The following is an 11503-nucleotide window of genomic DNA, read 5'->3' as shown; positions in this document are numbered from 1 at the left end:
ATTACTATATGACTCTTTCGAGTGATCAGGCGGCCGTGCCGCTGCAGGCCTGGCTGCGTATCCAGCGCGAAGCGCCATCCCTCAACGAGCGGGCGGCGGCTTTGCGCCGTGCCGTGCTCGGCTGCCCACAGGTACGCCAGGCCTGGTACCTGACCTGGCAGCCGGTCAGCCGTACCTATGCCCAGGAAGATGGCGGGCCACGCTTGCCGCCGGGGCAGGGTGATCCTCTGGCCGCCAGCGATCAGGAGTTGTTCGAGGCGCTGACGGCACAGCCCTGCCTGAGCCTGGAAGCAGTGCGTCAACTGCCCTGCTGGCTGGCCGGGCGACTGCGCCGCGCCGCGATTCATCACGGTCAGGCGCTGGCGCTGAGTCTGGAGGAGGGCGGTGCCGGTCTGTTGCTGCTGCAGGTGGACGAAAACGCCGGCTTGGAATGGTTGCCCTGGCTGCGCGAGTTGCTGGCACAACTGGTCGGTCTGGCTGGTGGCATGAGCCGCAGTGCGCCGCTGCTGTCGGCTGACCCGCAGCCGGCATTGCTGCTCGATGCCCACGCACGGCCGCTGGAGTTCAACCAAGCGTTGCAGGCGCTGCTCGGCGAGCGTTCGCTGGCGCAGGTCGGCGAACTGCTGCCGGTCAATCATCTGCCGCTGGTGCGCGCCTGCCTGCAGCAGGCCCGTGCCATCGAGGCGGTGGAGGCGCAGGACGGCGAGCGCATCCTGATCTGGAGCTTTATTCCCGATGTGGCTGAGCTGCGAGTGCTGGCGCGCTGCCGCGAAGCGACCCAGGAGATTCGCGAGCAGCGCGAGGCCGCGCGGGCGCGACGGCTGTACCGGCTGATCACCGAGAACACCACCGACCTGATCTCCCGCCATACCCCGGACGGCGTGTTTCTCGATGCCACGCCCGCCAGTTGGACGTTGCTCGGCTACTGGCCGGAGGAGCTGCGCGGCCTGGCGGTCGACAGTCTGCTGCATCCGCAGGACCAGTTGCAGCAGGCCAAGCAGGCGCGCGAGGCGCTGGAGCAGGACGGCTACCACACCATGAGCTATCGCATTCGTCATCGCGACGGCCATTACCTGTGGTTCGAGACCGCCAGTCGTGCCATTCGTGAGACTTACACCGGCGCGGTGGTCGAGGTGGTCAGCGTGTCGCGCGACATCACCGCGCGCATCCAGGCCGAGGAGAACAAGCGCCGTCTGGAGGACGAGCTGGCGCATACCACACGTCTCATCACCCTGGGCGAGCTGGCCTCGGGCATCGCCCACGAAATCAACCAGCCGCTGGCAGCAGTGGTCAACTACGCCAGCGCCAGCCAGCGCTACCTGCAGGGTGTCGGCGGCGATCCGGTGGGTGTCGAGAAGGTGGCTCGGGGATTGGCGCGCATCACCGAACATGCCAATCACGCCTCGGTGGTGATCAAGCGCCTGCGCGCCTTCCTGCGCAAGGGCCAGCGGCGCATGCAGGCGCTCAATCTGGCCGAGGTGGCGCGCGAAGCGGTGCGTCTGTGCAACTGGGAGGCGAGCACTGCGCAGGTGGCGGTCAGCGACGCCTTGCCGGACAATCTGCCGCCGGTATTCGCCGACCGTGTGTTGCTCGAACAGGTGCTGCTCAACCTGCTGCGCAACGCCATCGATGCCAACCGCGAACGTCACCCGGGCGCGCCTTCGCAGGTGCGTCTGGAGGCCGGCGAAGCCGACGGCAGCCTGACGATCCGGGTGATCGATCAGGGGCCGGGTGTCAGCGATGAGCAGATGGGCAAGCTGTTCATCCCCTTCTACACCAGCAAGGAGGACGGCCTGGGCCTTGGTCTATCCATGAGCCGCAGCATCGTCGAAGGCTTTGGCGGGGCGCTGGAGGCATTGCCGGTCGAGGGCGGCGGGTTGTGCCTGGAGTGCCGTTTGCCGTTGGGCAGGGTTGAGGAAAGCGAGGGTTAAGCCGAGGCAAGGCGTACCCAGGTGTAGGGCGTACTGGATGTAGGGCGTACTCGCGAAGCAGTACGCCGATGGATTCGAGAGACGCCAAAAAAACGGACTGTTCGCGTCGCTCCTGAGTCCGCCCCACGAACTGATAACAACAAGAGGAGCAGCACGTAGATGCAACAACTGGTTTATGTGGTCGATGACGACCAGGGCATGCTCGACTCGACGCTCTGGCTGCTGGAGTCGGTGGGGCTCAAGGGCGTGCCGTTTACCAGCGGTCGTGCCTTTCTCGACGCCTGCGACCCGGCGGCCAATGCCTGCGTGCTGCTCGATGTACGCATGCCGGGTATGGGTGGGCTCAATGTGCAGGAGGAGATGCGCGCACGGGGTATCGACCTGCCGATAATTTTCGTCAGCGGTCACGCCGACGTGCCCATCGTGGTGCGCGCGTTCAAGGCCGGCGCGGTGGATTTCATCGAGAAGCCCTACAACGAGCAACTGCTGCTCGACAGCGTGCAGCAGGCGCTGGAGCGCCGTAAGCCTGTAACCAGGCGCGATCCGCGTCTGGCCGAGGTACAGGCGCGGCTCGATCAACTCACCCCGCGTGAGCGTGACGTGCTGTTGCCATTGGTGCGCGGCTACACCAACCGTGAAGTCGCCGAGCAACTCGATATCAGTGTGAAAACCGTCGACCTCTATCGCTCACGAGTGATGAAACGCATGCAGGCCGAGACGCTGGCCGAGCTGGTGGGTATGGCTATCGCCGCCGGTCTGGTGGACAGCCTGGCGTTGCGTGAGCCGGTGCGCGCCTGAGCCTTCAGGCGGAGCCCTGGCGCAGGTCGAGGGTGGCTCGGCCATAGGCGCCGATCTGTTCGGCCGGCTGCGGGACGCCATACAGGTAGCCCTGGAAGTGGCGACAGCCCAGGCGTAGCAGAGCATCGCGCTGTGCCTGGCTCTCTACGCCTTCGGCGATGACGCGCAACTCCAGCGCCTGCCCCAGGGCGAGAATGGTCCGCACGATGGCGGTATCGCTGGCATTGTCGAGCAGGTCTCGAACGAAGCTGCGGTCGATCTTCAACTGGTCGAGTGGCAGGCGTTTCAGGTAGCTGAGTGATGAGTAGCCGGTGCCGAAGTCGTCCAGCGAGAAGCGCACGCCACGAGCCCTGAGTTGCTCCATCTTGTTGATCAGCGCTTCGATGTCCTGCACCAGCTGGCTCTCGGTCAGCTCCAGCTCCAGCTTGTGCGGGTTGGCTCCGGTCTTCTGTAGCGCGCTGAGTACGTCGGTGACGAAGTCCGGATGATGGAATTGGCGGGCGCTGACGTTGATCGCCACGGTCAGCTCGGCGCGCTGCGGGTCATTGGCCCATGAGGCGAGTTGCTGGCAGGCGGTGTGCAGGATCCAGCGGCCCATGGGCAGGATCAGCCCGGTGCTTTCCGCCAGTGGGATGAACTCGCCAGGCGGTACCAGACCACGCTGCGGGTGCTGCCAGCGCACCAGCGCCTCGGCGCCGAGCAGCTCACCCCGATCATTCACCTGCGGTTGGTAGTGCAGAAGCAGCTGAGCTTCGCTCAGCGCGCGGCGCAGCTCGTGCTCCAGGGTGGCGCGGGCGGCCAGTGCCTGCTGCATGCGCGGGTCGAAGAAGCACAGGGTATTGCGCCCGGCGGCCTTGGCTTCATACATCGCCAGGTCGGCGTGCTTGAGCAACTCCTCGGGCCTGTCATGGGGCTGCGAGAATAGTGCGACACCGATGCTGGCGCTGCCGCTGTGGCTATAGCCGGGCAGCTCGAACGGGGTGGCCAGAGCGCGCAGCAGCTTTTCTGCGACATGCTCGATAGTGGCGATGGCAGCCTGAGGCTCGGGCTCGAGGTTCTCCAGGATCAATACGAATTCGTCGCCGCCGAGGCGCGACAGGCTGTCTTCGAGGCGCACCTGATTGAGCAGGCGCTCGCTGACCTGTTGCAGCAGCAGATCGCCCATGTCGTGGCCGAGGGTGTCATTGAGCTGCTTGAAATTGTCCAGATCGATGAACAGCAGCGCGCCCTCACGTCGACTGCGTGCGCTGCGGGCCAGGGCGAACTGCAGGTGTTCGAGCAGCAGGCGGCGATTGGGCAGGCCGGTGAGCGCGTCGTAATAGGCGAGTTGATGGATCTGTTCGAGGTTCTTCTTGTGCTCGGTGATGTCGGTGGAAATGCCGCACAGGGCATAGATGCTGCCATCGGCCGCACGCAGAGGCAGCTTCACCGAAAAGTAGGTGCGCTCGTTACGGCCGTAGCGATCACGGTTGGTTTCCTCGCTCTCGATGCGCTCGCCAGCCAGTACGCGTCGGTCGTTGATGCCCAGTGCTTGCGCCGTGTCACTGTCGAAGAAGTCGGCATCGCTATGACCGATGACCTGTTCGGCGCTGCGTCCGAACAGCTCGCAGACCTTGCGATTGGCGTACTGATAACGCAGTTGCGGATCCTTGATGTAGATATGCGCCTCGACGCTGTCGAGGATGGTATTGAGGCGCGCTTCGCTGGTCTTTAGGTGTCGGGTCTTGTCTGCGACCTGGCGGCGCAACAGTAGGCTGCCGCCAATGGCCAGCACCAGCAGTGCGGCAAGTAGTGCCAGCCCCCACCAGAACAGGATGGGCACGTTGCGCGATTGCGTTTCACCGCGCCAGCGTTGCAGTACCTGGAAGTAGACCGAACCGGGCTGCGCCTGCCAGCGCTGCAGGTGCTGGTCGATGACGCTTAGCAGCTCGGCGTTTTCGCCCTTGCGTGTGGCGTAGAACAGCTGTGCGGGCTGGAACATGATCGGTGTCGCGCTCAGGCGGTAGTTGGCGGCGTGATAGTCACCGAACAGCTGATTGGCCACCACTGCATCGGCCTGTTCGGCAAGCACCATGGCAAAGCCCTGGCTCAGGTCGCTGAGCGGAATCATCTGCGCCTGCAGACCGAAGCTATCGAGCAGGCTCTGCAGATACTGGAACTGAATCGACCCCTCCAGTGCTGCGATGCGCAGGCCGCGCAGGTCGAGCACGCTCTGCAGGCGCAGCTCTTCGTGGCTGTACAGCTGTGACCAGCTGAATAGCGAAGGCACCTGGTGGAAGTCCATCAGTTGTGCCCGCTCCTCGCTGAAGGCGACATCCGGCAGCAGATCGATCTCGCCGTCCTGCAGCAGTTGCAGGCATTGCTGCCAGGCGCAGGGCACGGCCTGCAGTTGCCAGCGTTCCTCGTTGGCAATGGCCTGCAGCAGTTCGCCGAGAATGCCTGATGGTTGCCCGCTGGCATCAGCAAAGATCTTTGGCTCGTTGGCGTACACGCCGACCCTGACCGTGCGTGCCTCTGCGGCGCTGCTCCAGGCGCAGCCCAGCAGGCACAGACACAGCAGCAGGTTAACGAGGCGGGGTGACGAGAGGGGCATCATGCGCGGGTCGACTTCCATGGACAGAATTCCAGAGCCTGTTCTGCAGTATGGCCGTCTATACCGAGTATGCGAGCTCAGGACGGTGCTCAGTCGGCCCAGCCGCGATAGACATGGGTCATGGGCCTGGGGCCTTTCAGGTAGCCGGTATCCAGTTGGCGGATATGAAAGCCCCCGGCCTCGATCAGTGCGGGTATGTCTCGATCCAGATGGCAGCCGCCGGCCAGCGGTTTCCACAGCGGCGTCAGGCGTTTCTGCCAGCGCACCACAGGCAGATCCGGCGCTAGGCCATGTTCGCAGAACAACAGACGACCACCGGCTTTCAGCACCCGGCGCATTTCCCTGAGTGCGGCCAGCGCATCGGGGATGGTGCACAGGGTGAAGGTGCAGACGATGTCGTCGAAGCTGGCGTCCTCGGCCCGAATCTGCCCCAGCTCCAGGGCGATCATTTCCACCGGCACCTGGCAGCGCGCGGCGCGTTCACGGGCCAGGCGCTGCATGTCGGCGGACGGGTCGACGCCAACGATCACCTCGACCCGCTGCGGATCGTAGAGGCTCAGGTTGAGACCGCTGCCGATGCCTATTTCCAGCACGCGTCCGTGCGCCAGCGGCACGATCTGCGAGCGGGCTTTCATGACCGCGCCCATGCCGCAAGCGAAATCGATCAGATACGGCAGCACGTGGCGGTCATATAGGCGCATGGTTCAGGCTTCGTCTTGCTCGTCGTCGCCGTCATCGTTGTCGCCGCGATAGGCAGCGAAGCACTTGAGGCTATGGCTGACTTCGCTGCCCTCGATCAGCCAGCTGTCGTCCGCTTCGCTGTAGCGCGCAGCCTGCACCGACGCCAGGGAAAACTTCCACAGGCGGCGTTCACGGCCGTCGATGCAATGTACTTGCAGCAGGGGTTTGGCGGCGCTGTCACTGCCAGCCGTGCCGGCGCTGATCTGCGCCAGCAATTCGGTGTCGAGGTCGAACTGCCAGGCGTACAGGCCGTCGATCTCGAGCATGTCGGCGTCTTGCAGGGCCTCGATCAGGCTTGTGGGTTTCATCGTTTCATCCACGGTATCAGCGCCCCAGCCGGCGCAGGTCGGCAGACTCTATCACGCGCACGCCGTCTTCCTCTTCCAGGGCCAGGCGCCACAGTGCGCGGGCCAGGGCGCAGGCGTCGATGCCGCGATACTTGCCTGGTAGCCAGCGCAGCAACGGGGCGGCGAGGCGCTCGCCGAGACGAAATTCGTGCCGCGCGCCGAGCAGTAGCGACGGGCGGGCGATGGTCAGTTGCGGCCAGTCCATGGCTTTCAGCGCCTCTTCGGTCTCGCCTTTGATGCGGTTGTAGAACACCTTTGATCCGGGGTTGGCACCGAGGGCGCTGATCACCACCAGATGCCGTGCGCCCAGCTCGCGAGCGCGACGAGCGAAGGCCAGCACCAGGTCATGATCGACGGCACGGAAGGCTTCCTGCGAGCCGGCCTGCTTGATGGTGCTGCCCAGGCAGCAGAAAGCGGTATCGACCTGGCCGGACAGCTGCGGCAGCAGCGCTTGCAGGTCGCCCACCGGGTTTTCCAGGTGCGGGTGCGCGGCCAGTGGGCGGCGCGTAGGTGCCAGCACGCGGGCGACCGTCGGCTCGCTGAGCAGGCGGTCGAGCAGGTGTTCACCGGTGAGTCCGGTGGCGCCAGCGATAAGGATGTGCTGCGGGGTCAGGTACATGCAGTTGTCTCTTGTCCGTTACAGTTCAGCTTAGTCCTTTGCCGGGCCACTGGCCAAGGCACTGAGCGCACGCTCGGCCTGGCTCTGACGCAGGTTGCGCCAGTGCTGGAGTACGCCGCGTGGCGCCCAGATCTGCGGTTCGGAAGGTTCGAAGCCGTCGCTCTGCTCACGCTCGGCGACGCGTTCCTTGGCCAGCTCGAAGGCCCGCTCGAGGTTGTCGGTTTCGCCCAGCGCCTCGGCGAACAGGGCGCGACCGAAGTAGGTGAAGTCGTTCTCTTCACTGCAACCGAAGGACACCCGGTCGGCACGTGCGGCGGTCATCACCAGGGTCTTTTCGTCTTTCAGTGGCGGGATGAATCCGCCGGAATAGCAGGCAGAGATCACCACCACCTTGTTGCGCTGCTTGAGTGGAGCTAGCAGGGCAGCCAACTCGCTGGCGGGCAGGTCGGCCAGTTGCAGGCGCGGCTGGTCGAGATTGAGCTCGTGACGGCGCGAGCCGTGGCTGGTCAGATAGATGAAGATCAGGTCTTCTTCGCCACTGCGTTCGGCCAGCGCCTGCACCACGCGGGTGAGATTCTCGCGGGTGGCCAGTGGGCGGTCGGCGAGATGGTCGCGGTGGTTGATCAGGCTGATGCTGCCATGGGCGCCGAAGCGCTCGCGCATCAGCCGGCTGACGTAGTCGGCTTCGCGCATGAATACGCTCTGCTTGCCGTCGCCGGCCAGGGTCAGCGCATACAACTCGCGCGCCGGTGTCGATTCTGGAATCGCGGCGATGGCTTCATCGAGCAGGTGCCCTTGTTGCAGCAGGCCCAGCTCGAGGCTATCGGGCAACACCTGGCCCTGTTCGTCACGTACCAGGCGGCCGCGTTGCCAGGTGCCGGACTGGCGGCTGCCATCGGCCAGGGTCAGGGTACCTGTACCGCTGTACTCGCCAGCCGAGAAGCGGCCCCGGTAGGCGCTGCCATCGCTCAGCGTGAGCAGGCCTTCACCTTCATACTGCCAGTCGGCGAACTCGCCGAGGTAGCGGGTGCCGGCGCCGTCGGTATATTCACCGGGGCCCTGCATCACGCCCTCGATGAACTCCCCGGCCCAGGTTTCGCCACTGGCGCTCTGGTAGCGGCCCTTGCCGTGGAATTCGTCATTCTGGAAACCGCCGCTGTAGTTGTCGCCATCGGCATTCTGGTAACTGCCCTGGCCGCTGAGCAGCCCCTGGGCGAACACGCCGCTGTACTGGTTGCCGTAGGCGTCGCTGCGCACGCCCTGGCCCTCTGGTTGACCGTTGACGAACTGGCCCTGGAAGCTGCTGCCGTCGGCCATCTCCAGTTTGCCCAGGCCATGGAAGCGGTCGTTGAGAAATTCGCCCTGGTAGCGTTGGCCGCCCTGTTCCAGCAGGCCGACGCCGCTGAATCTATTGCGTTCGAAACCGCCCTGGTAGCGGCTGCCATCGCTGTAGGTCAGGGTGCCCTGGCCATGGAACATGCCTTCGTGGAACTCGCCCAGATAGTGCTCTCCACCTGGGCCTTGCCATTCACCGCTGCCTTCGAGCATGCCGTCCTTGAATTGGCCGACGAACCAGCTGCCGTTGCGGTAGTCCAGGCGTCCCGGCCCTTGCAACAGGCCGTCGACTATCTCGCCGCGATACTGGCCACCATCCGGCAGGGTGGCATTGGCCGGCAGCAGCGGGCGTGCTTCGTCGCAACCGGCGAGCAGCAGAGACAGGCAAAGAGGCAGCAAGCGCAGGGCAAGGGGATTCATGAGGGACGTCCAGGTCGGTGCTTTGTCCGCAGTATGCCGCAAGCCTGGACGCTTGCGTTGCCGAGTCGCACGCTTTGCTGATGTGAGAACGCTCCCGTTCCGGCGGATGACACCGGAAACGGGAACAGGCAGGGGTCAGACGAAACAGAGGGTCAAGGGTTCGGCAATATAGGCCGGCTTCTCCTGGCCTTCGATCTCCAGTACGGCGCGGGCCTTGAGCAGCCACTGGCCGGGATTCTTCTCGCTGGCGTCGGTCAGGGTGACCACCAGGCGCACCTTGGAGTCGACCTTGACCGGCTGGATGAAACGCACGCTGTCGAGACCGTAGTTCACCGCCATCTTCAGGCCCTGCGGCATGATCATGATCTTTTCCATCAGCATCGGCACCAGCGATAACGACAGGAAACCGTGGGCGATGGTGGTGCCGAAGGGGGTCAGCTTGGCCTTTTCCGGGTCGACATGGATGAACTGATGGTCGCCGGTGCACTCGGCGAACTGATTGATGCGCTGCTGGTCGATGGTCAGCCACTCGGACTTGCCAAGTTCCTTGCCAACATAGTCCTTGAGCTCTGCTACGGGTACGAACGGCATAGTTCCTCCTTGAGGACGCGGGTGTTTTTCTTGTGTGCGTGAAACCGTTGCGGCCTAGATCATCACGGGGCCGGCAGCGGGTCAAGCCTGCCTTGGCGTAATGAATGACGCGGCATAGGCCAGCCTGACGAAGCAATACAGAGGCCAGCGCGCCTATAATGGCTGACATGCCTCAATAGATGCCCGGAATCCCCTCTAGTAGGCCGCTGAAAAACTACCTGTGTTGTCATTGCTGCGTTAAAAACAGGCTCAAAATTCTCATTTACAGCTCGTAAACTCCGCTTTTTCGCCTGTTTTTGCGGGGCCGCCACCGGTATTGCACTGACTGCCTCGCCTACGTTTTTCAACGGCCTACTCGCGAGCGGGAATACGGCCATCGCTCGTCTTCTGGAGACCTCAAACATGCTGCTTCGCGGCCTTTCCTGGCTGGTGCTGTGCCAGTTGCTGGGTACCGTTCTCAACGTCCTGCTGTTACCGATGTTGCCAGGGCCGATCATCGGCATGCTGCTGTTGTTCGTTTTTCTCATGCTGCGCGGCGAGGTGGGCGAGCCGCTGAGCGTTGCATCCAGCAGCCTGCTCAAATACCTGCCGCTGATTCTGGTGCCACCCGCCGTGGGTGTGATGGCCTATGCCAGCGATATCGCCGCCGATTTCTGGGCCGTGGTCGGCGCGCTGGTGCTGTCGCTGCTGGTATCGCTGGCCTTCGCCGGCTGGCTGATGCAGAAACTGATCGAGCGCCAGCAGCGCCGGGAGGACGTATGAGTCCCGATTGGCAGGGCGCCTGGCAGGCGCTGACGCATCACCCGTTGTTCGGCATCGGCATCACTCTGGGCGCCTATCAGTTGGCCATGGCCGCCTACGAGCGTACTCGCTGGGTATTCCTGCAGCCGGTGCTGGTGTCGATGCTCACGGTCATTGGCATCCTGCTGCTGTGCGGTCTGAGTTTTGCCGAATACCGGAGCAGCGTTGCGGCGCTGACTCTGCTGCTCGGCCCGGCCACCGTGGCCCTGGCGGTGCCGCTGTATCTCAACCTGCGGCGGATTCGTCAGCTGTTCTGGCCGATCATCCTGACCTTGCTGGTTGCCGGCACCTTCGCCACCGTGCTCGGTGCGGGGCTGGCCTGGTTGTTCGGTGCCGAGCGGCTGATGCTGATGAGCATGGCGCCCAAGTCGGTGACCTCGCCTATCGCCATGCTGGTGGCTGATCAGATCGGCGGTATCGCGGCGCTGGCGGCGGTGTTCGTGATGATCACCGGGGTTATCGGTGCCATCGTCGGGCCGTCCATTCTGCGTCTGTGCAGGGTTCATCATCCGGCGGCGCAGGGCATGGCCCTGGGCATCACCGCGCATGCCGTGGGTACCGCGCGGGCACTACAGGAGAGCGATGAGTGCGGTGCCTTCGCGGCATTGGCGATGAGTCTGATGGGGGTGATCACCGCCGTACTGTTGCCTCTGGCGATTGTCATGCTCCTGTGAGAGCCTGCCTGACCATCCCTGATGTTCCGGCAGCCTTGCGTAGATAACAGGCCGTAAACCATGAAGCTCCCGCTGTTCCCGCTCAATACCGTACTGTTTCCCGGCTGTGTGCTCGACCTGCAGATATTCGAGGCGCGCTACCTGGACATGATCAGTCGCTGCATGAAGCAGGGCAGTGGTTTCGGTGTGGTGTGCATCGTCGAGGGCGCTGAAGTGGGCGCAGCCGCCAGTAGTTTTGCCGCGATTGGCTGCGAGGCCCTGGTGCGCGACTTTCAGCAGCGTACCAATGGGCTGCTGGGTATTCGCGTCGAAGGTGGGCGGCGTTTTCGTGTCGAGCGTGCCCAGGTTCTGCCTGACCAACTGACCGTCGCCGAGGTGCAGTGGCTTGAGGAACAGCCAGACAGCCCGCTGCAGGCCGAGCACGCCGATCTGGCCGCCCTGCACGCTGCCCTGGCCGAGCATCCGCTGGTGGCGGGGCTGGCCATGGAAGGCGTGGTCGCCGGTCAGCAGCAACTGGCCAATCAGCTGGCCTATCTGTTGCCACTGGAGCCTGCGCAGAAACTGCAGCTACTTCAACTCGATGACCCCGCTCTGCGTCTGGAGCAACTGCACGTCATGCTGGAAATGCTCCAGGGCGATGTCTGAAGCGACGT

At 64.1% G+C, this 11503-nt stretch carries 11 protein-coding genes; 5 read left to right on the top strand and 6 right to left on the bottom strand.

The annotated features are described in order from the left end of the window. The first annotated feature begins 8 nt into the window (after nt 1-8). Together BM186_RS16230 and BM186_RS16225 are read left to right on the top strand one after the other, a co-directional pair. On the top strand, nt 9-1931 hold the full coding sequence (locus tag BM186_RS16230; protein ID WP_083431611.1) for a sensor histidine kinase: 1923 nt from the start codon (nt 9-11) through the stop codon (nt 1929-1931). 159 nt (nt 1932-2090) lie between these two features. After that, nucleotides 2091-2729: a response regulator transcription factor gene (locus tag BM186_RS16225; protein WP_074916594.1), complete on the top strand. Its 639-nt coding sequence runs from the start codon at nt 2091-2093 to the stop codon at nt 2727-2729. Between the two features lie 4 nt (nt 2730-2733). On the opposite strand, the gene BM186_RS16220 is transcribed toward BM186_RS16225, so the two are convergent. The 6 genes from BM186_RS16220 to BM186_RS16195 all read right to left on the bottom strand — a co-directional run bounded on the left by BM186_RS16220 (nt 2734) and on the right by BM186_RS16195 (nt 9375). Then, entirely contained in the window at nt 2734-5343 is a 2610-nt protein-coding gene (locus tag BM186_RS16220) for an EAL domain-containing protein (protein ID WP_206602770.1), read from the bottom strand. Nucleotides 5344-5411: 68 nt separating this feature from the next. Then, complete coding sequence (locus BM186_RS16215; RefSeq protein WP_072424432.1) at nt 5412-6023, bottom strand: class I SAM-dependent methyltransferase; 612 nt, start codon at nt 6021-6023, stop codon at nt 5412-5414. 3 nt (nt 6024-6026) lie between these two features. Next, nucleotides 6027-6371, bottom strand: a complete 345-nt coding sequence (locus tag BM186_RS16210; RefSeq protein WP_017675519.1) for a DUF5629 family protein — start codon at nt 6369-6371, stop codon at nt 6027-6029. A gap of 16 nt (nt 6372-6387) precedes the next feature. After that, entirely contained in the window at nt 6388-7029 is a 642-nt protein-coding gene (locus BM186_RS16205; RefSeq protein WP_074916592.1) for an oxidoreductase, read from the bottom strand. A 30-nt stretch (nt 7030-7059) separates the two neighbouring features. Further along, a complete protein-coding gene (locus tag BM186_RS16200) occupies nt 7060-8784 on the bottom strand; it encodes a C13 family peptidase (protein ID WP_072424430.1) in 1725 nt (574 codons plus the stop codon). A gap of 135 nt (nt 8785-8919) precedes the next feature. Next, nucleotides 8920-9375 (bottom strand): MaoC family dehydratase, encoded by a 456-nt coding sequence (locus BM186_RS16195; protein WP_017675516.1) that lies wholly within the window; start codon nt 9373-9375, stop codon nt 8920-8922. Between the two features lie 402 nt (nt 9376-9777). Here BM186_RS16195 and BM186_RS16190 point away from each other — a divergent pair, with 402 nt between their 5' ends. Genes BM186_RS16190 through BM186_RS16180 form a run of 3 tightly spaced genes read left to right on the top strand, consistent with a single transcriptional unit; the run spans nt 9778 to nt 11495 of the window. After that, nucleotides 9778-10137, top strand: a complete 360-nt coding sequence (locus BM186_RS16190; RefSeq protein WP_003463039.1) for a CidA/LrgA family protein — start codon at nt 9778-9780, stop codon at nt 10135-10137. Then, complete coding sequence (locus tag BM186_RS16185) at nt 10134-10850, top strand: LrgB family protein (RefSeq protein ID WP_072424429.1); 717 nt, start codon at nt 10134-10136, stop codon at nt 10848-10850. Before BM186_RS16190 ends, BM186_RS16185 begins: the two co-directional genes overlap by 4 nt. A gap of 60 nt (nt 10851-10910) precedes the next feature. Continuing rightward, the gene (locus BM186_RS16180; protein WP_074916590.1) at nt 10911-11495 is read left to right on the top strand and encodes an LON peptidase substrate-binding domain-containing protein; all 585 of its coding nucleotides are present in this window, start codon (nt 10911-10913) and stop codon (nt 11493-11495) included. Nucleotides 11496-11503: the final 8 nt, after the last annotated feature.

This window comes from Ectopseudomonas toyotomiensis, from assembly GCF_900115695.1.
GTDB classification, from domain to species: domain Bacteria; phylum Pseudomonadota; class Gammaproteobacteria; order Pseudomonadales; family Pseudomonadaceae; genus Aquipseudomonas; species Aquipseudomonas toyotomiensis.
The sequence above is the reverse complement of the archived record's forward strand: the minus strand, read 5'-3'. Positions and strand labels throughout refer to the sequence as shown.